Here is a 19,869-nt window from a genome sequence, read left to right as displayed (position 1 = left end):
GGCCGAGATCGAGTGATTGCTCCCTCCGGTCGGCCGCCGCTTCACCTCCCCCCAAGCCTGCGGCTATGGGCGGAGCACTGCGACGGATTTAGGTAGGGATGGAAGCCCGCTGAGAAGGGCATAGGAGCGGCAGAACAGTTAGTATAGCGCTGGTGCAACGTTAATCGATCGCCCTGCAAGCAGTAGGTAAACAGCAGTTGAAAATCAAACGGGTAAAGGCTGCGAGTCTGTTCGGTGCTGACCAATTCCAGCGTCAGACTGGCCTGCTGTTCAGTGGACTGGTCAACGACCGTCCAGGGCAAATCGCGGGCGAACCCATGTTGCTTCAAGTGATAGGTCTGTCCCTGCCAGTGATACTGGTTGTCCGGCAGATTACCACAGATGGGAAACAGAATCGGAACTCCACCCCGAACGGTCAGGGTCGGGTCAGCAAACCGTGCCGCATCCAGATACAGGATATCCTGGCCTTGCACCTGCCAGCGCGTAATGATGCCACCTCGTTCTGGCACTACTTCTAAATAGGACTGACCTCAGGATATAGGTACAGTACTGGCGATCGGCGATCGTCACTTTAAACATGGGTTCGCTCTTAAATCACTGCTTCCATGCCGCCTCACCACATCATCGGGCCTGCGAGAGCCACGTTATCTAACCCGGAATCATGAGTTGATCCTTGATCTGATGCTCCCTGCTGTTGCTGAGAATCGTTCAACTGGGCAACGGCCTTAACCGACATATCAGTGGGCTGATTTTTAATAGTTGTTGATTTTGCAGTCACTGAATCAGCCGCCGCAGAGGCTTGCTTAAAGTCGGTAGAATCTCCTGGATGAACTGACGAAGTATCTGGACTAGAAGACTCCTGGGGAGAGGTTGAAGGTGGCTGAACTTCTCCATATCCGGGGAGAATATCAGTTCCATGAGACTCTACTGGAGAGGGATAGTAATTAGGATCTGTAGCATCTGTGGAAGATGACGAGGGGGCAGGAGAGACTGGATTCGTAGAAGATGCCGCAGGGGCCGGGGTGGCTGTACTTGTAGGAGCCGGGGTAACCGGATTCGTAGGCATCGGGGAGGGAGATTGCAGCGCACTAGGACTAGGCATGGCAGGTGGTGGAGTAGGTTCCAGATCGGTGGGTAGCGGCGTGGGAGAAAGGAGGGGAGAATTGCCGGATGAAGAATCAGGAATATTGGATGAAGGATCAGGAGTCAGAGGATCAATCGTCGGATTCGGACTGGTCGGAGTTGGAGCCGAGGATCCCGCGGCTGGGCCTGCTGCTGGTGTAGTAGCGGCTTGTGGCGGTGCTGGCGGCAAGGTTCGAGCATCCAACACCATCGAATTCTGCATCGGTTGGGTAAAGGAGGCGGACAATTGCGTAAGACTGCTCAAAATTTCCTTAGCCCGATCGCCTTTTGCTACCTTCGCTTGATAATCCTTCACCTCAATGGGCAGAAATTCAACCTTCATCTGCTTATCTTTGAGAGAGACTTTCAGCACTGCCGTATCGTAGTCCGTACGAGAATTGCCACCAAAGATAAAGTTACCTAAAGAATAGGCGATCGGTCGGCCTCGATAGATCTCTGCACCTTGCAAGACATGGGGATGGTGACCCACTACCACATCTGCACCCTGATCAATGGTGAAACGGCCTAGCTTCACCTGCCAATCTGCTGGGGCTGTAGCTAGTTCCTGCCCCCAGTGGTAATTCACAATCACCCAATCCACCTGATTACGGATGGCCTGAATATCTTCTGCAATGCGAGTTTCCTGAATTGAATTCACCCCAGGCTTATTAGCTTCCGCCCCATACTCCTCGCCCCAGTAAGAGAGATAGGCCACTCGCTGACCTTTCACATCAATAATTTTGGGGCGACGGGCTTCTGTAATATCCTTACCAGCTCCAACATAGTGAATCCCCGCCTTGTCTAGCGTCTGCAGAGTTTCCTTCAATCCATCTGCCTGGTAATCCATGGTGTGATTATTGGCAAGGTTGACAACGTCGATGCCCCCCGCTTCCAGCACTTTAACATCCTCTGGATCGGCTTTAAAGTTGAATTGCTTATTCGGCATAGGAGACGTGGCACGGGTGAATGGGTTTTCCAGATTCACCATCGACAAATCTGCCTGCCGATATTCATCCAGGTTAGCAAACGGTTTCTTGTAGTTCTTGCCCATTACCTCCTTAAAGTGATCAGCCAGCGTCACATCTCCAGCAAACATCAAGGTTACAGTCGGATCTTTGGCGTTGGACACCTGATTATGCTTCACCACGGGAATGGTTTCCAGGGCCGTTCTCACCGTATCGGGACGGGTTGGTAGCTGAATCTGGTTGGTTTGGGTTAATGCAGCAGCTTCGGTTTGCTCTTTAGGTGCTCTGGAATAACCCAGCACTCCCCCAACAATAATCGCAGCTACAGCAGGGCCGCCTACCAGAATGGCGCGTGCCCGTCGCAGACGATTTTTCCGTCGGGTGGTTTGATGAATTCGATATTTGAGATGCTGTATGTGTTGTCGTTGACGGAGGGCTGGAGTGATGATCCGAATGGATTGCTTCCAGAGGGTTTTGGTGGGCTGATCAAAAAAACGTGCCCGAAGGCTCAGTCCTTCGATCAAGGGAGAATTGAGTTGCCAGATCTGGTGGCAGACAAAGCGAATCAGGGCCTCATGCCAGTTGCCCTGCGGCTGCTGCTGCTCAGAGAATTGAAACTCTAGCAGCAACCGGAGTTGTCCCCGCTTTTTCGGGCGACCAACATAGGCAAATACTCCATAGGGGATTAATGACTGGTTAAGCCAGTCGGCGATCGCTCGTGGGTGACCTCGCCGTGCCAATTGCACATAAGACCTATTGTGCAGACTGTAGGACTGAACCATACCTGCTAATCCTCACAAAACCCTTGTAGCTATAAAATGACCCTCTATTAATACTCCATATTTTAAATTTCAAACGAAAATCTCAGTGGTCTGTGTCATTCGTCCTTTAACCTTTGCCAGTTAAACCTTGTCCAAGTCCAGAACTGTAGTTTCTTCGAGGGAAAAACTCAAGTTTTCTAGCTGGACTTAGTTTAATTAGCTCGTGGCTCATGGTGGTACAACAGTTTTGAGTTCTACGGTTTGAATTTTGCCAGCTCCCCTATTGTCCTGTGATCCACATCACAAAAAACTGTCAACCACATCACAATATTTTCTGATCCAGGTCAGTTGAACCTCCGATCTATATCAGTGTCACAGGAGAAAACATGATTCATAGTGTGAGTAGTCCACTGCAATAGGGTCACTCTCCAGCTATGATCACTGCACTTGTCCAATCTGCATTTCAAACAGGCCATCTGAGTGTCGAATCGGAAGCTTTGATTCGGCAGGTTTTGCCTCTGAATAGCTGTCAGCCAGCCGACCTGGAAGCGTTGGCTAGATTATATGAAGCGCTGCGAACAGGTCGCATTCAGCGTGAGGCCCATCAGAGCATTCAGTTTCCGGCTCTGGAACAATGTTTGAAAAAGTTCTGAATTGTCAATCAGTGTCTGTTGATTGCAGAATAAAGGCAGTTTCTGACTTGGCATACTCGTGATGGTGACACTCCCTGGCAACGCAAAAGATCGTTTAACCGATTTAATTTCCCGTTATCGATCGCGGGTGGATTACCTGGCAGTCAGGTTAGAAGCCGCAGAAGGCACAGATATTCTTTTAAGGGGAAATAAGATTGAGACGCTCAGTGAGGGAGTGTCGATCGGAGGTCATGTGCGGGCCTGTTATAAGGGAGGCTGGGGATTTGCCAGCTTTAACCAACTGGCCACCCTGGAAGAGCGGATTGAAGAGGCGATCGCAGCGGCTCGTTTGGTTGGAGACGAAGAAACCTTACTGTCTCCCGTTAATCCGGTGCAGGATACCTGTCTGCTGCCATTGACAGGAACCGACCCTCGCAAAATTCCGCTGGCCCAGAAGAAAGCCTTATGCCAGCACTATGGCGAAATTCTGCGCAGTGTGAGTCCCCAAATTGCCACGATTTCAGTTCGATATGGGGATAGTGCTCAACAGGTCATCCTGGCTACTTCCGACGGTACACTGCTGGAGCAATCCTGGGTAGATATGGAAATGCGATTTGCGGCGACAGCCCGGAATGGAGAAACCGTACAAACGGGAAGAGAAACCAACGGTTCCCGCAAAGCCTATGAGGATCTGGTAGGACTGGATGAACAAGTTCGGAGTGCAGCTCAAAGAGCGGTGGATTCTCTGGCCCTGCCACCTGTGAAAGGCAATACCTATACTGTTGTGATCGACCCAATTCTGAGTGGATTATTTGTTCATGAAGCGTTTGGGCATCTTTCGGAGGCGGATATGGCCTACGAAAATCCTGATCTACTGGAAACGATGAGTCTTGGTCGCCGCTTTGGGCCTGCGGAACTGCAAATTTTTGATGGGGCTGCACCTGCCGGACACCGGGGTAGCTATTTCTATGATGATGAGGGCACTCCAGCAACCACAACGCAATTGATTAAAGATGGAGTGTTAGTGGGACGGCTACATTCTCGCGAAACAGCGGGCAAGCTGGGAGAAGCCCCTACAGGCAATGCGCGCTGCCTGAACTATCACTTTCCACCGATCGTCCGCATGACCAATACCTGGATTGAGCGGGGCAAAACGCCCGTTAAAGATCTGTTTAGTGATATCCAAGAAGGGGTTTACGCCCGCAATTGGTTGGGGGGCATGACAAATGGAGAAATGTTTACCTTCGCGGCAGGTGAAGCCTGGATGATTCGTAACGGCGAGATTGCGGAACCCGTGCGGGATGTCACGCTGTCAGGAAATGCCTTCAAAACACTGGCCGATATTGAAGCGATCGGAAACGATTTCTTCTGGGATGAGTCGGGCGGCTGTGGCAAAGGGGGCCAGAGTGGTCTGCCTGTAGGATGTGGTGGTCCCAGCTTACGGTTGCGGAATGTCGTCGTCGGTGGAGAAGCGATCGATTAAGCCAGATTAGCCATTTGCCGACTTGGTTGCGGGATTGTAGGCTAGATAGCTCTCAATCTGGCGAAACAGCTTTTCAGGGGTAGAGGAGTTGTCCAGGACTACATCGGCGTAGGCAATTTTCTTTTCAATTGGCATTTGACTGTCGATGCGAATTTGAGCTTCCTCCAAACTGAGCCGATCGCGCTCCATCAAGCGCCGGATTTGTACCTCTTTAGGACAGTTCACCACCCAAATTTCCGTCACCAGATCAGTCATCCGGGCCTCAAACAACAAAGGAATCACCATCACCACAATCGGACACTGGGCGGCATCGTTCAACGGTGAAGTGTGGATCGCCTCTACCAGACGATCGCGCACATAGGGATGAATGCACTGTTCTACCCAGAGCCGCTCGGCTGAACTGTTGAAAATAATTTCTCCCAGGCGCTGCCGATTGAGCGTGCCATTGGGCAAAAGAATTCCTGACCCGTAGCGATCAGTAATCGCTTCTAAAACCGCAGTTCCTGGCAGCACAGCATCTCTGGCATATAAATCCGTATCCAGAATTGGCAGGTGATGGGTCTTCGCGAGGTAATCAGAAATCAAAGTTTTGCCCATTGCAATTCCTCCCGTTAAACCAATAATACGTTGGGAGGATTGAACTGAGTTTGGCAAAGTGCTCATCATAGTCTCAGCCATCAACAAAGGACGAACCACCAAGGGCAGGCCAGTCATTTAAGCATCAGGGTAACATCCTATCGATTGTTATTCCTGCTTGGGGCATCTTAAACGTATCTCTCGATATCCTGATTATTCCTACCTCAGCCTCAAGTTGCTCTGCAAATTCAACAATATCAGTGGACTCATGCAATGGGTTGGCAACCCGCTCTATCCTCTCTATCCCAAGCTTCCGCTCAACTGATTTTGCTGTTTGGTAGCCCAGCGCTACTCCAGCCCTCTTCCCCCCTGCATGAAATCCTGACTGCCTATCCCCATGCCTATGTATTGGGTTGCTCTACAGCTGGGGAGATTTGTGACACTCAGGTATCAGATAACAGCCTAGTCGCTACCATTATTCAATTTGAACACACAGAAATTCACTGCTACTTTATTCATCTCCTGCCGGAAGAAGGAAGTTTTGAGGCCGGCAAGCGCCTGAGTCAGTTGCTCAGTCCTCACGGGTTAACCCATGTCTTTGTGCTATCCGATGGCTTACAGGTAAATGGGAGTGAGTTAGTGAAAGGCTTAGGATGTCATCTTCCTCCTCATATTGGGGTTACAGGAGGATTGTCTGGGGATGGCGATCGCTTTCAGCAAACTTTTATTCTTTGTAACGGACAAGTTAATTCGGGCATGATTGCAGTTCTGGGGCTGTATGGCGATCGCCTGCGAGTCGGTTATGCTTCCCAGGGAGGGTGGAGTCCCTTTGGACCAGAACGAGTGATCACCAAATCCAGAGGCAATATTTTGTATGAACTGGATGGAGAGCCTGCCCTGGAATTGTACAAACGCTACCTGGGCGATCACGCGGCTGAATTACCTGCTGCTGGATTGTTTTTCCCCCTCAGCTTGCGGCTCGAAACGGGCAATGGGCATCTGGTTCGCACAATCCTATCGATCAACGAAGCCGAGCAGAGTCTGACCTTTGCCGGAGACATGCCAGAAGGAACCATAGCCCAACTGATGCAGGCCAGTTTCGATCGCTTAGTAGAGGGAGCCATTCAAGCCGCAGAAATCAGTCACCAGGCTTTGGGAGGAGTTCCTGCTGACCTGGCTATTTTGATTAGCTGTGTGGGCAGAAAGCTGTTATTGAAACAGCGGATTGAGGAAGAGGTGGAAAGCGTGCGCGAGGTTCTGGGTGAGCAGACGATTCTAACAGGTTTCTATTCTTGCGGGGAAATTTCTCCCTGTTCTTTGGGCGCTCCCTGTGAATTACATAATCAGACTATGACGATCACCACATTTGCCGAAACATGAACATGGGACCCACTCACCGCCTGCTACAGCGTCAACTCAAGCGGTACTTGGGTAATCAGGCGAATCTCACCAATTTGCCGGAAGGATTGCAAGAGTTTATTGCGGCTGTGAATGAAGCCTATTGGCAGGCGGAGAGCGATCGTACTCGTCTGGAGCGCACCCTGGAGATCAGTTCTCAGGAGTTGCTGCAGGTAAATGCCAGGATGCAAACATTGCTGCAAACGATGGAACAGCAGGTCGCAGAGCGCACAGCCGAACTAACCCAGGCCAATGCGGAACTGGAAGCAACCCTGAAAGAGCTACAGCAAAACCAGGTGCAATTGATCTAAACGGAGAAAATGTCTTCTTTGGGTCAGTTAGTGGCTGGTATTGCCCATGAGATTAACAATCCAGTCAATTTCATTCATGGAAATTTGCCCTATGCCAGCCAATATACTCAGGATCTGTTGAAACTGGTGCAGCTGTATCAGAAACACTATCCGGCCCCCGCGTCTGAAATTCAGGCGATTCTGCAAGTTCTGGATCTGGATTTTCTGATCGAGGATCTCACCAAGCTAATGGCTTCCATCCAGATGGGTGCCGATCGCATCAAGCAGATTATCCTCAACCTGCGTAACTTCTCCCGCATGGACGAAGCAGAAATGAAACAGGTCGATATCCATAAGGGAATTGATAGTACGCTGATGCTTCTGCAGCATCGGATTAAACCGCGATCGGGGCAGAGGGAGATTCATATTTGTAAGCAATACGGCCCGATTCGCCCAGTAGAGTGCTATCCTGGTCAACTCAATCAGGTATTTATGAATATTCTGGCGAATGCAGTTGATGCTCTTGAGGACAGCCCTCAATTTTCCGATTCCCGGTCTTCTGGTTCTCCATCGCTGAAAACTAAGATCCAAACTGCGCTGCAACAGACTCAGCAGATGGCTGTCTTAACTGATCAGAGTCAACCGACGATCTGGATTCGTACAGAGATGGTCGGCAGGGATCAGGTGGCGATCACGATCGCCGATAACTGTCCTGGTATTCCTGAAGCCTTGAAACATCGCCTCTTTGATCCCTTTTTCACAACTAAGCCCGTTGGTAAAGGCACGGGTCTGGGCCTTTCAATTAGTTACCAAATTGTCAAAGGACGACATCGCGGTTCCTTACAATGTTTCTCCGCTCCAGGTTTGGGAACCGAATTTGTCATCACCATCCCAGTTCAGCAAAAAGGGGCATACTCCTAGGCAGGAGTTTCAACCTCTTGATGGCTTCAGCACCTGGTACCTCATGAAGTACAGTTGAGCTAACCCTACATCGGCCGCCGGAGATCCCCCCAATCGACCTATTGCACCTTTCAGGGATCGTGCTATTATCCAAAGTCTGAGTTAAACCAAGTCCAGCTAGAGAACGGTCGTCTTCCTATAAGAGAAACTACATTCTGGACGTGAACACAGCAAGATATAGCAATCCTATCTGGACAGTGAGCGACTTTCCACAGGAAAGGTCTCTCACAACTATTTCTCTCATGACTGATTTAGGACTGAGATAGATTAGATTCTTTATCGTGATCCGAATCACACTCAAATTCAATCTCGATCACATTTGGACTACTATGGTCAACCGACAATATAGTAAGTGGAGTTCCACAGTTTTTATGAAAAGTATCATCCGACGATTAGTCGAAGAAGCCCTTTACATTAAGAAACTTACCCCGTCGATCGAGAACGAAATTAATTATGAACTCACTCGACTGGGTCACATTTCTGACTCGGATTTTGAAGCCCTGGAACTGTTAATGTCAGAGATGGATGCGGGGCGAATTCAGCTAGTGCCCAGTCCCTGATCGCTTGATCAAGATATATTCCAGGCTATCATCACTCCTTATTCACTCCTTGTATCGTAAGATTTACCCAACTAAGTGAGAAAATTTTCAAAATAATTCTGGATGTCCCAAACAAACTTGTTGCAGCAGTTCGTGAAGCTGGACTTGGGGAGATTCAGGGGTATTCATGGCGACATTTACTAAATTGGAACTTTCTTCAGAGAGACGGCTGAGAAGAGGAATTACTTCTGTATCCAACGCGCTACGAAATAAAGCTGACGGCAACAATAAGTCAGAACAATGGCGAAGATCGTACAGGCTAGATGTAGGAACTAGCATAGAGTCTTGGCTCCATTCCAGAGTTTCTTTAACCAGCACCAAGGGGCGTACCCAACAAACCTGTTTACCATCGGCCATTTGTACCACCTCTGCATACAGGTAAGTGCTGCTGTGCTCCAGGCAAACCATCTGGTACGGCTGAAATAGTAACTCCGGCACGTTGGTCGATCTAGGCTGAAAGGAATGCTGCATGGCTCGTGGACGATCGCTAGCTATCCCATTGTAAAGACAGGCTGGTGAATCAGGTAAGCAGCCTGTTCCTCATAGGGAAGTGATCAATCTCGGATTGAATGCTATAAAGGAGATTAAGCTATGTAAAGAAAAGCCAGCGTAAATCATTGTTTACACTGGTTTTATATTTTGCACTCAGCCGGTGTCATCAGCCGCAGATAAGTCAAGTGCAGCTAGCAAACCATCGTTTCCTCACAAGCGAAACGGTGGCTCTGAACTTAGATAAGGTTTAATTGCAGCGAGGATAAAGTCGTGTCCGTCGAAACACTTCAGAAAAGCTCAACGGTTCGTAAACTTGCTCCACGCTATCGGGTGTTGCTTCACAACGATGACTACAACCCTATGGAGTATGTAGTGCAGGTTTTGATGACAACCATCCCCAGTCTGACTCAGCCTCAAGCAGTGGATATCATGATGGAAGCCCATACTAACGGGATTGCCTTGGTGATTACCTGTGCCCAGGAGCACGCAGAGTTTTACAGCGAAACTTTGAAGAATCATGGCTTAACCAGCACGATTGAGCCGGATGAGTAGGTCAGGATGGATTGAGTTTGAAGCCTGATTTTGCTTACTTGCGTCGTTACCCGGCTCCCCTCAGGCTGGTCGTATTTGCGCTCATTCTCCTGGTGCTCTGGCTGCCGATCGCGATTCCTGCCCATCTGTTGATTCGGGATCGCGATCTAGCCAGCATCGCAACGTTATTGGTGCTGTATGCTGAGTTTCTCTGGCTGGTACAGCAGTGGGGGCGGATTGTTCATCAGGATTCCCGGATTCTCCATCACTACGGTTTGGAGTGGAGCCGCCGGAATGGCATTGAATTGCTGATAGGTTTCGCGATCGCGGTATGCAGTGTGCTGCTGCTGATGGGGCTGCAAGCCATACTGGGTTGGGTTGCCTGGGAAGCTGCTGCTCCCAATCTGGCCAGGATTATTCTGGAAGGGTTGCTGGTTTCCCTAGCACTAGGATTTGCAGAAGAATTACTGTTTCGGGGCTGGATTCTGGATGAATTGCAGCGAGACTATATTCCGACCGTAGTGCTGTGGGGGGATGCGATCATCTTTGCAGCGTTGCATTTCCGGTTGCCCACCTTTCCTGCCTTAGTTTTGCTGGGGGTAGCTCTGGTATGGGCCAAGCGATCGCGGGGAGAATGGCAACTGGGTCGGCGGCGCGATCGTCTGGGTCTACCAATTGGCCTTCATGCGGGTTTAGTCTGGAGTAACTACATCCTGGAAGTGGGACAACTGATTACCTACACAGGGCGGGTGCCAGCGTGGGTCACGGGGATTGATCGCAACCCCTTACAGGGCCTGGTCGGAATTGTGTTACTGGGATCCCTGGCGATCGGTCTGTGGCGCTTCACCCGCAGCCAGCGTCCGCCGCTCAGACGGTTGTAGGGAGAAAAGCGGAGCAATCGGTAAACAAACTCCAGAAGATGCTGAAAATTTGAACCGAATGCTGTGCCCCTACTCGACTCGTTGAATGGGGGTGATCTTGGGATCAATAATTTTTTGTCCCACTCCCGGAAATTTCACCGCCAGACAAATCTTGTTACCAGCGCCAAAAATCCGCATCACTTCCCCAACCCCAAAAGCTTTGTGAGTCAGGAGATCGCCCACACTCCAATCACTCTCATGAATATTTGGCATGGTATTGGATTGGGCATTGCTGCGGCGAACATCCCCGATCGATTTTGTCCAGCGCTTAGGCAGGGCAGTAGCTACATTGGACTCAATCAACTCCTTTGGTAATTCTCCTAGAAACAGAGAAGGACTGGCCGGTTCTCGATTTCCGTACAACCGACGTTCACGCGCATAGGAGATAAACAACCGTTCTTGAGCACGGGTAATGCCAACATAGCAAAGACGACGTTCTTCTTCCAGAGCCGCCGGGTCTTCCATGGAGCGGTAGTTGGGAAACAGTCCCTGCTCTAGACCCACCAGAAAGACGACCGGAAATTCCAAGCCTTTCGACGAATGCAATGTCATCAACGAGACTTTCTGTTGATCCTCGCTTAAGTTATCGGCATCGGAAGCGAGGGCCGCGCTGGCAAGAAAGGCAAGCAGGCTGGGATCCTCCGGGTTTTCTTCCTGAAACTGGAGAACGGCGTTATAGAGCTCCTGAACGTTCTGAACGCGATCGAGGGCTTCTTCCGTTCCCTGCTCCTGCAAGTCTTTCACATACCCGGAATCTTCCAAAATCCCCTGCACGACTTCGTTAGCTGGCAGGGAATCCAGCTCTCCTCGCCACTTTTGAATGATTTGGGCAAAGTTCAACACGCCTTTTGCCGATCGTCCTGCCAGGGTTTTCACCGAAGTCTCATCACTCAAAATTTCCCACAGGGGCTGATTGAGTTCCTGAGCCGCTTTCACCAGATTGTCGAGCGTCGTTTTACCAATCCCGCGTCGCGGAGTGTTGATCACCCGTAATAGACTAACCGTATCAAAGGGATTGGCGATCGCCCGCAAGTAGCTCAGGACATCTTTTATTTCTTTGCGATCGTAGAATCGCAGGCCGCCCACCACTTTGTAGGGAATGTCCCAGCGGACAAATTTTTCTTCCAGGGCACGGGATTGGGCATTAGTGCGATAGAGGACAGCAAATTTACCCCAATGCAGTTCGGGGTGACGGGCTTCCAGCTGACGAATTTGATTGACGACAAAATCCGCTTCCAACGTCTCATCGTCGGCCCGATGCAGGTAGATAGCCTCTCCCGCTCCCCGGGTGGGCTTAAGGACTTTGTCAATCCGCTCGGTATTGTTTTCAATCAGTTGGTTCGCCACTTTCAGAATGTTTTCTGTGGAGCGATAGTTCTCCTCCAGCTTGACCATCGTGCGGGTATCGTCATCCGGTAAGCCATCTCCAAAATCGGTCTGGAAGTCCATCAGAATTGTGAAGTCAGCAGCCCGGAAGGAATAGATGGACTGATCCGCATCTCCCACCACAAACACAGAACGGTGCTCCCAATCCTCAAATCGGCGAGAATCTTCTCCATTCGTGACCAGCAGCCGAATCAGGTCGTACTGGGTGCGGTTCGTATCCTGATACTCATCCACCAGGACATGACGAAATCGCTTGTGCCAGTAAGCCCGTACCTGTTCGTTCTGGCGGAAAAGCTGCACAGGTATCAGGATCAGATCATCAAAATCCAGGGCATTATTCGCGGCCAAGGCATCCTGATACATACTGTAGACGTTGGAGATTACCCGTCCCCGATAGTTTGGTTGCTCTTTCTCTAAATCCTCTGGAGATAACGATTTGTTCTTGGCATTGCTGATGGCGTAGCGCACTGACTTGGGGTCAAACTTTTTGTCGTCCAGGTTTAGCTTCTGGGTGACGATTTCTTTAACCAGGCTCTGGGCATCAGATTCATCGAAAATGGAGAAAGTGCGTGTCCACTTGCGACCATGCCGATCCTGGAATTTTTCAATATCAAACCGTAAGATGCGGGCACAGAGGGCGTGAAAGGTACCAATCCACAGATCTTTGGTAATGGTTTTGTAAATCTGGGATTTGAGTCGGGTTTGTTCAACTGGATCCAGTGCCTCCAGCGGTTTACCATACTCGGAGCGCGATCGCTGATCGGCAAACAGCTTTTCAATCCGCTCCTTCATTTCTCTGGCGGCTTTATTGGTAAAAGTGACGGCCAGAATATTTTCGGGATCGACCCGGTGATGGAGTACGAGATTGGCAATTCGGTAAGTGAGTGCTCGTGTTTTTCCCGAACCGGCCCCAGCTACTACTAGCAAGGGGCCTGCATAATGCTCAACGGCCTGCCGTTGAGAGGCATTGAGAACACTGAGAAACTCTTTAGTCTGGGTCATGGAAAAGAAGCGACTGCTGCTGAATCAAGGGAAGTACCGTTCCTAGACAAGGGTATCGTATCTCGTTTCTGTCCGGCTGTTCCCTCTTCCTTCTTAGACAGCCATCTCACGGACAGGGCTACCTTGGCGTATACTGCTGTCATCTAGATGTGTTTGCCCATAAGTGTATTTACCTGGTGTGTAGGATTTTGGAGCTTTGCAGACAGTGTTGGGCGATCGCTCGGCTTTGACGGATCTTAAATTGGCGCTAGTTCACGAGTGGCTGACTCCAAAAGCCACGGGTGGATCTGAACTGGTTGTGCAGGAAATTCTGCAGTGGCTGGATGCGGACTTGTTTGCCCTGATTGACTTTGAGTCTCGAAATCCCAATAGCTATCTATTTAATCGCCGGATTGGAACGACCTTTCTCCAACACTTTCCCTTTGCTGAACAAGGAGTACAGAAATATTTGCCATTCCTTCCCCTGGCGATCGAGCAACTCGATTTACGGGCTTATGATGTCATTCTGTCGTCCTCTCATGTAGCCGCCAAGGGAGTGCTAACTGGCTCTCATCAGCTTCATGTTTGTTATTGTCATGCCCCGATGCGCTACGCCTGGGACTTGACGTTTGATTATTTAAACAGTAGTCGGGCGGGAAAGGGACTTCCTGGTATTTTGACCCGTTACTTACTGCATCGGTTACGCCAATGGGATGTGTTAACTGCGAACCGGGTGGATTACTTTATCGCCAATTCTCGCCATACCGCCCGTCGCATCTGGCGCTGTTACCGTCGCCCTGCCGAGGTGATTTATCCTCCCGTTCATACCGATCGCTTTCCCTTCGTAACCCAGAAACAAGACTTTTATGTCACCGTATCTCGTCTAGTCAGCTACAAAAAAATTGACCTGATCGTACGGGCGTTTAACCAACTGGGGCGATCGCTCGTTGTCATCGGTGAAGGCCCAGAGCTAGAGTCAATTCGCCGGATCGCCCAACCGAATGTGCAGATCTTGGGCTGGCAACCGCATGAAGTTGTGGCTCAGTACATGGCCCAGGCCAAAGCCTTTGTCTATGCCGCCTATGAGGATTTTGGTATTGCTCCGGTGGAAGCTCAGGCGTGCGGTACTCCTGTGATTGCCTTCGGGGCTGGGGGTACTCTGGAAACCGTGCGTGATATCCGGCAGCATCCCGAAAAGGGAACGGGTGTTTTATTCCAGCAGCAGACTGAAGCAGAGGTGATACAGGCTATCGAGGTGTTTGAATCCTACGAATCCCAGTTCCAGGCCGATCTCTTGCGATCGCACGCTGGACTCTTCAATCCCAAAATTTTTCAAGAGCGGTACCTGACGTTTTTGGAACGCTGTTATCAAGAATTTCGGACAAATTTTCTAGCCTGATCCCCAAGAATCCTGACTTACTTAAGAAATTTTTACTGAATTGGAACTAAAGAGAGCTTAGAAGAGGTCGATGGCTTTATGATCAGGACTGTGTGTGGTGTGGATACGCAAGGAGTAAAATGACTGCGGAAAGTCAACTCGTCTCCGGCAAGTCAGTTCGTGCAATTCTTAGACGCGGCTTGGTGCCGTTTCTAATTGATTTCCTGCACGGGGACACAGCCAAGCGACTGTTCGATATTTGCTTTTCCTTGACTGTTTTGATCGTTTTTTCTCCGCTGTACCTGATTCTGATTCTGCTGATTGCTCTGAGTTCGCGTGGCCCCGTTTTTTATGTCCAGCAACGGGTAGGGCGACACTATCGGCGCTTCAACTGCATCAAGTTCAGGACGATGGTGGATGGGGCAGATCAGATGCTGGTGGAGATGATGGCAACTCATCCCCGGCTGCGTCAGGAGTTTCAAGACAATTTCAAGCTGCGGCGAGACCCCCGAATCACCTGGATTGGTCAGTTTTTGCGGGTGACTAGTCTGGATGAGTTTCCCCAATTTTGGAATGTCTTAAAAGGGGATATGAGTGTGGTAGGGCCTCGTCCGCTGGTGGTGGAAGAACTTCCCAAGTATGGGAAATATATGGATCGAGTGCTTACGGTGCGCCCAGGAATCACAGGGCTATGGCAGGTTTCGGGACGCAATGATATTCCCTATCCCAGGCGGGTACAAATTGATGTGTATTACGCCAGTTATCGCAGCTTCTGGATGGATCTGGCGATCATGGTAAAAACGATCGGTGTGGTCATTTTTCCCAAAGATAACGGCGCGTATTGATCCAGGAGAATAGTCAAACTCTGAAGCGATCGCCTCAGCCGATCGCTCCACAACGTTTTAGACAACAAGGGCGCATAATTCCGCGCCCTTAGTTCCAATCGTTTAGAAAAGCATCAACCATCAAACAGCGTTGGTTAAACGCGATCGCGGCGACTTTTGTCTAGGTTACCGCAACCCTGATCGCGATCGTAGCTGTACCATTCTCAACCATACCTGATCGCTTGATCTCAGATGGAGCTATTGATAGCCACATCACCTTCTAGCAGACGATTGTGCCTTCTTCTTAAACTGCTTGCAAAGCGATTGTTACCGTTTGTAAACCGTCTGGTCGTTGATGACAGGTGACTTTACCCTTTTGTACTTCGATACGGCGGCAACATAAAACAATTTCAGTGGCAAAATCGCGATTACCAATAGGGGCAAACCGTTGAGCCGTCACATACAAGTGAACCCAGTTATCTACGGAAGCGACTCCCAGCACAACGGCTGAAGTGGGGTCTGAATAGCGTAAGCCTCGCGCCAGTAGATCAGTCAAGACCGCTTCGGTCAGTTCCTGATCGGCCCAAATTCTGGGCATAGAGGCACCAAATTCACAAATCAGGCGCACCGGATCCTGGCTTCTGGGCTCCAACAGGTGGCGGCTGACGCAATTGAGTAACGGCTCTAATTCCAACGGTTCCAGTTTTGGTTGAACCTTACCCGCTTCTAGTTTCTGGAGCAGCATGGCATCGGAGAGCAGGTCGCACAGGGAATCGACTTCACTTTGAATGGAAGTGATGGAGGACTGCCATTGAGAGCCTGTGTCTGGTGCAGCTGTGATTGATTGAACATATACGCCCAGAGATTCCAGCGATCGCCCTACACGGCGTTCTAGAGACGCAATCACCCTGCGTTGGGCTTCCAGATATTGCCGCAACTCAAAATTTTCGGACTGCAGCCGCTGCAGTGAAGATGATCTAATCTGAGTGGGGGAACAGGGTTGGAGAGACATACAATCCAGAACACCGTAAGAGGGCGGCGAATAAACCTGAAGCAGTTTTAGAGTTCCAGTTCTTTTGAGCGAGAAACTCTGGGTTTTCCAACTGGCACTGAACTGAGTATGTTACATCGCTTATTAAGCAATGTAACAATTTTCCAAGGTTTTCTCAATAAACTCAGATATTTTTAACTATTCACTCTCATTCCTGTGCAAATGCACTAATCCATAACGAGCATTACGACGCAGCATGGCGGGTTTGATCCGTCGCAAAGCAGAACCTGTGAACCGCCGCTCATACTCTTCATCCGTTAAAAAAGCCAGTTCTTTTAACGTTGGGGTAACATTCCAAGGACGTGGGTAAAAGTCAGCTTCAGTAGTAGGTTGAGCAAATCGTTGGTTCCAGGGACAGACATCCTGGCAAATATCACAGCCCGCTACCCAACCTTGAAGATGGGACGCAATCTCTGGTGGCAACACAGCATCTCGATTTTCAATCGTGTGATAGGCAATGCAACGGTTGGCATCCACGACATAGGGCTGGGGAAACGCATGCGTAGGGCAGGCTTCCAGACAACGGGTACAGGTGCCGCAGTGGGTAGTATGGGGGCGATCGGGCGTTAATACCAGATTGGTTAGCACTTCTCCTAAAAACACCCAGGAACCGTACTCACGGGTAATTAAGTTCCCATTTTTGGCAATCCACCCCAGTCCAGCCCGCTGTGCCCAGACCTTATCCTGAATTGGTCCAGTGTCGGCATAGTAGCGTACTTGGATGTCTTCTCCTTGCTCTGTCAGCCAGTTCGCCAGGGCTTTTAGTTTCTTGGCTAACACCTTGTGATAGTCCCCTCCCCAACCATAGCGGGAGATTTTGGCATATTGCTGGCCGCCTGGTCGTGTAACAGGAGCGTAGTAATTGAGAGCCACACAAATTACGGTCTGCACCTCTGGCATGATCTGGCGGATGTCCTGCCGTGCTGGGTTTTTCATCCATTGCATATCTGCGTGGTAGCCCTGAGACAGCCAGGTTTGGAGATTGGCCTCAGCCCGATCGCCATACGCGCCCACGGCAGCCATGCCAACCTTGTGAAATCCAAGCTCCAAAGCCTTTTGTTTAATTCGGGCGGTGGGGTCTTCAGCCATACTTCCAGGATCCATAAGTTTTATCTAGGCAAACAATTTGTAAAGTTAAATTGCAATTTGTATATAAATCTTGCTATAACGTAACTGTCGGTTGCTTCGATATGTGCCATCAGGCGATTGGGCATCCCCTTTAGTCAACGAGTGAACACAGAACAGTCTCAATACTCAGGAGAGCCTATGTCCTTCACAACAGAATCTAATCAGTCTATTTTTGCGAATCCTTATCTGGCAGCTGTAGACAGAGCCAATGAAGTTCCTGCCGTGGTTTCTAAGATCAAACGTCTGAGTGTTGATGATCAACTGGCTCTGCTCTGGTATGTTTACACATCTATGGGCAGTGATGTCACGGCTGCTGCTCCTGGCGCAGCACGCTTACAGCTTGCGGAAGGGCTAATGACCCAGGTGAAACAAATGTCTTTCAGTGAGCAGCTGGCGTTCATGCGGGATCTGATCAACAACCGCAGCACTCCCGAAACCCGCTCCTATGGTGTTCTCAGTGCGAATACCAAGCTGGCTTTCTGGTATCAATTGGCGGAATGGATGCGAGCAGGGATTGTGATTCCCATGCCGTCTGACTATGTTTCATCTCCCGAAGCTCAAAAAGTTCTGATTGACTTGAAGGCTCTGGATAAAGGTCAACAGATCACCGCTCTGCGGAAACTGGTCGTGGATATGGGTGTTGATCCCCTATCTGCCTAAGTCTTCATCCTGCGGGTACATTTTCTAGAATTGGGTTTTCCTTCAACCTCTCAGTCCAGAATCAAAGCGGGGAAGTAGGCGGGGCAATCTTACTTCCCCTTTATGTTTAAAAGGTGTATCACTATGAACACTATGAATGCGTCCCCTGAATCGGTTAGCCCAGCCCAGATTGAAGTCCAAGGAACGATCGCGGGCATTGACAATCCTGTGATTTTGCAATACTTTGAGACGCTCAATAATGGGGACTTCCAGGCCACCAGTCAGCTCTTTGCCAGGGATGGCGCTCTGCGGCCTCCGTTTGAACCAGATGTGGTTGGGCCAGCGGCGATCGCGGCCTACCTAGAGCAGGAAGCAAAGGGCTTTATTCTGGAACCTCAGCATGGAGTATCCACTTTACTGGACAACGGCTGTACTGAGTTTTTGATCGGTGGCAAGGTGCATACTCCCTGGTTTTCAGTGAATGTTTCCTGGTTATTTATCCTCAGTCCCACTCAAGAAATTTTTATTACAAAAGTAAACCTCCTAGCTTCTCTCCAAGAACTCATCTACCTGCGACAATAATCTATCTTCTAAGCTGCAACTTTCAGGTTCCAGGAACGGGCTAACATGCGGCGACCCAGATCAACATCTTTGGGAGAGCACTTCCAGTCTGGATGAGCCGTCATCAACAGGCTTTCTAGAGTTTCTTGATCAAACAGATGCCAGATGGGCGCTCCAGCGATCTCGGTCGCGATCGCATAACAGTTCTGACTGATGCAGTGAATGGTGCAAGTACTAGCGGCTCTACTCAGCGCCATCGTCTTCCCAGGCTGCAAACTGCGAAAGGCCAGAATCGTTTCCCGGAATGCGTCCATTGTGGAAAAGGCCAATCCTGGAATAGCAACGATCAGGTCTGCATGACCGTTGACCCTAATCCAGTAGTGACGACTAGGATCAATTCCTTCCAACCAGGGCTGCTCATCATCCAGACGATAGCGCGGAGCCAGAGGAAACAGTTGCAACATAGGGAGTACTGGAATGCTGTGATGTAGACTGAATTTAGATCTTGTCCAAGCCCAGAACTGCAGCTTCTCTTAGGGAAACTTCGAGTTTTCTGGCTGGCCTGGGTTTAGCTTGTGTATAAGTATTTAATATTGACTCCTTAAGTGCAACTAAACTTAGCAAAAGTTCTCGAACTGTTCTAAAACGTTTATCTTTGTTACTTTGCTTCACTCAAGGCAGAGCGTAAATTAGCCTGGTAACACTTCATAAATGGCATGAAACTAACTACTCGTGGGCATTACAGCGTGAAAGCACTGCTGGACTTAAGCCTGCAACCAGGTTATGGGCCTGCTTCGGTGAAAGCGATCGCCCAGCGGCAGGATCTTCCGGCTCCCTATTTAGAAAAATTGTTAATTGAAATGCGTCGAGCAGGGTTAGTACTTTCTGTGCGCGGTGCTCAGGGCGGTTATCAGTTAGCTCGTCCTCCAGCCCAGATTTCTTTAGGTAAAATTTTGGAGGCCGTGGGAGAAAGCATTGATCCCCTACCCCATCACACTCCAGATGATTCCCAGGCCGAAGATTGGGTGACGTTTACTCTGTGGAACCGCCTTCACCAGAAATTAAAAGAAGCCCTGTACAGCATCTCTCTGGAAGACCTGTATTTCGATGCCCGGAGCTGGCAAGCGTCGCAGGGACAGGCCTCGAGTTTTGTCGTATAAAGGGGTTCCTTGGCACGGGTGGGTGTAGCTCC

The 19,869-nt window shown here is 49.9% G+C and carries 21 protein-coding genes; 13 read left to right on the top strand and 8 right to left on the bottom strand.

The features are described from left to right. Positions 1-41 precede the first annotated feature (41 nt). Together ACUVQO_RS11900 and ACUVQO_RS11895 are read right to left on the bottom strand one after the other, a co-directional pair. Entirely contained in the window at positions 42-509 is a 468-nt protein-coding gene (locus ACUVQO_RS11900) for an aldose epimerase family protein (RefSeq protein ID WP_445926091.1), read from the bottom strand. A gap of 104 nt (positions 510-613) precedes the next feature. Further along, the gene (locus ACUVQO_RS11895; protein WP_445926090.1) at positions 614-2,869 is read right to left on the bottom strand and encodes a CapA family protein; all 2,256 of its coding nucleotides are present in this window, start codon (positions 2,867-2,869) and stop codon (positions 614-616) included. A gap of 413 nt (positions 2,870-3,282) precedes the next feature. Here ACUVQO_RS11895 and ACUVQO_RS11890 point away from each other — a divergent pair, with 413 nt between their 5' ends. Together ACUVQO_RS11890 and ACUVQO_RS11885 are read left to right on the top strand one after the other, a co-directional pair. Beyond that, the gene (locus tag ACUVQO_RS11890; RefSeq protein ID WP_445926089.1) at positions 3,283-3,501 is read left to right on the top strand and encodes a hypothetical protein; all 219 of its coding nucleotides are present in this window, start codon (positions 3,283-3,285) and stop codon (positions 3,499-3,501) included. A 61-nt stretch (positions 3,502-3,562) separates the two neighbouring features. After that, positions 3,563-4,963: a TldD/PmbA family protein gene (locus ACUVQO_RS11885; protein ID WP_445926088.1), complete on the top strand. Its 1,401-nt coding sequence runs from the start codon at positions 3,563-3,565 to the stop codon at positions 4,961-4,963. A 6-nt stretch (positions 4,964-4,969) separates the two neighbouring features. Here ACUVQO_RS11885 and coaE read toward each other — a convergent pair whose 3' ends face one another. Continuing rightward, positions 4,970-5,677, bottom strand: coding sequence for a dephospho-CoA kinase (gene coaE, locus ACUVQO_RS11880; RefSeq protein ID WP_445926087.1), 708 nt, complete (start codon positions 5,675-5,677; stop codon positions 4,970-4,972). Between the two features lie 135 nt (positions 5,678-5,812). Between coaE and ACUVQO_RS11875 the strand changes: the two genes are divergently transcribed. From ACUVQO_RS11875 to ACUVQO_RS11860, 4 genes are all read left to right on the top strand, one after another. Further along, complete coding sequence (locus ACUVQO_RS11875; RefSeq protein ID WP_445926086.1) at positions 5,813-6,919, top strand: FIST signal transduction protein; 1,107 nt, start codon at positions 5,813-5,815, stop codon at positions 6,917-6,919. Further along, positions 6,916-7,248 (top strand): hypothetical protein, encoded by a 333-nt coding sequence (locus ACUVQO_RS11870; RefSeq protein ID WP_445926085.1) that lies wholly within the window; start codon positions 6,916-6,918, stop codon positions 7,246-7,248. The genes ACUVQO_RS11875 and ACUVQO_RS11870 overlap by 4 nt, the downstream gene beginning before the upstream one ends. A 9-nt stretch (positions 7,249-7,257) precedes the next feature. Beyond that, positions 7,258-8,148, top strand: coding sequence for a sensor histidine kinase (locus ACUVQO_RS11865; protein ID WP_445926084.1), 891 nt, complete (start codon positions 7,258-7,260; stop codon positions 8,146-8,148). Between the two features lie 410 nt (positions 8,149-8,558). After that, positions 8,559-8,747 (top strand): hypothetical protein, encoded by a 189-nt coding sequence (locus ACUVQO_RS11860; protein WP_233744209.1) that lies wholly within the window; start codon positions 8,559-8,561, stop codon positions 8,745-8,747. Between the two features lie 87 nt (positions 8,748-8,834). Here the strand turns inward: ACUVQO_RS11860 and ACUVQO_RS11855 are convergent, their stop codons facing one another. Then, complete coding sequence (locus tag ACUVQO_RS11855) at positions 8,835-9,257, bottom strand: hypothetical protein (protein ID WP_445926083.1); 423 nt, start codon at positions 9,255-9,257, stop codon at positions 8,835-8,837. A gap of 291 nt (positions 9,258-9,548) precedes the next feature. On the opposite strand from ACUVQO_RS11855, the gene clpS reads away from it, so the two are divergent. Together clpS and ACUVQO_RS11845 are read left to right on the top strand one after the other, a co-directional pair. After that, the gene (clpS, locus tag ACUVQO_RS11850) at positions 9,549-9,830 is read left to right on the top strand and encodes an ATP-dependent Clp protease adapter ClpS (RefSeq protein WP_445926082.1); all 282 of its coding nucleotides are present in this window, start codon (positions 9,549-9,551) and stop codon (positions 9,828-9,830) included. 17 nt (positions 9,831-9,847) lie between these two features. Next, positions 9,848-10,690 carry a lysostaphin resistance A-like protein gene (locus ACUVQO_RS11845; RefSeq protein ID WP_445926081.1) on the top strand — a complete coding sequence of 281 codons (843 nt, stop codon included), beginning with the start codon at positions 9,848-9,850 and terminating at the stop codon, positions 10,688-10,690. A 69-nt stretch (positions 10,691-10,759) separates the two neighbouring features. Here the strand turns inward: ACUVQO_RS11845 and pcrA are convergent, their stop codons facing one another. Further along, positions 10,760-13,117: a DNA helicase PcrA gene (gene pcrA / locus ACUVQO_RS11840; RefSeq protein ID WP_445926080.1), complete on the bottom strand. Its 2,358-nt coding sequence runs from the start codon at positions 13,115-13,117 to the stop codon at positions 10,760-10,762. A 205-nt stretch (positions 13,118-13,322) separates the two neighbouring features. On the opposite strand from pcrA, the gene ACUVQO_RS11835 reads away from it, so the two are divergent. Both ACUVQO_RS11835 and ACUVQO_RS11830 read left to right on the top strand, forming a co-directional pair. Continuing rightward, entirely contained in the window at positions 13,323-14,495 is a 1,173-nt protein-coding gene (locus tag ACUVQO_RS11835) for a glycosyltransferase (protein WP_445926092.1), read from the top strand. A 119-nt stretch (positions 14,496-14,614) separates the two neighbouring features. Further along, positions 14,615-15,319 carry a sugar transferase gene (locus ACUVQO_RS11830; protein ID WP_445926079.1) on the top strand — a complete coding sequence of 235 codons (705 nt, stop codon included), beginning with the start codon at positions 14,615-14,617 and terminating at the stop codon, positions 15,317-15,319. 283 nt (positions 15,320-15,602) lie between these two features. On the opposite strand, the gene ACUVQO_RS11825 is transcribed toward ACUVQO_RS11830, so the two are convergent. Then, positions 15,603-16,310: a hypothetical protein gene (locus ACUVQO_RS11825; protein WP_445926078.1), complete on the bottom strand. Its 708-nt coding sequence runs from the start codon at positions 16,308-16,310 to the stop codon at positions 15,603-15,605. A gap of 177 nt (positions 16,311-16,487) precedes the next feature. After that, positions 16,488-17,453, bottom strand: coding sequence for a tRNA epoxyqueuosine(34) reductase QueG (gene queG / locus ACUVQO_RS11820; protein ID WP_445926077.1), 966 nt, complete (start codon positions 17,451-17,453; stop codon positions 16,488-16,490). A 162-nt stretch (positions 17,454-17,615) separates the two neighbouring features. Here queG and ACUVQO_RS11815 point away from each other — a divergent pair, with 162 nt between their 5' ends. After that, on the top strand, positions 17,616-18,137 hold the full coding sequence (locus ACUVQO_RS11815) for an orange carotenoid protein N-terminal domain-containing protein (RefSeq protein ID WP_445926076.1): 522 nt from the start codon (positions 17,616-17,618) through the stop codon (positions 18,135-18,137). Between the two features lie 123 nt (positions 18,138-18,260). Continuing rightward, positions 18,261-18,698 (top strand): nuclear transport factor 2 family protein, encoded by a 438-nt coding sequence (locus tag ACUVQO_RS11810; protein ID WP_445926075.1) that lies wholly within the window; start codon positions 18,261-18,263, stop codon positions 18,696-18,698. An 8-nt stretch (positions 18,699-18,706) separates the two neighbouring features. Here ACUVQO_RS11810 and ACUVQO_RS11805 read toward each other — a convergent pair whose 3' ends face one another. Next, on the bottom strand, positions 18,707-19,141 hold the full coding sequence (locus ACUVQO_RS11805) for a hypothetical protein (RefSeq protein ID WP_445926074.1): 435 nt from the start codon (positions 19,139-19,141) through the stop codon (positions 18,707-18,709). A 252-nt stretch (positions 19,142-19,393) separates the two neighbouring features. Between ACUVQO_RS11805 and ACUVQO_RS11800 the strand changes: the two genes are divergently transcribed. Further along, complete coding sequence (locus ACUVQO_RS11800; protein WP_445926073.1) at positions 19,394-19,837, top strand: Rrf2 family transcriptional regulator; 444 nt, start codon at positions 19,394-19,396, stop codon at positions 19,835-19,837. Positions 19,838-19,869 lie beyond the last annotated feature (32 nt).

It is taken from the genome of Leptodesmis sp. (assembly GCF_052746595.1).
Note: the sequence above shows the minus strand (reverse complement) of the source record. Positions and strands in the feature narration are given on the sequence as shown.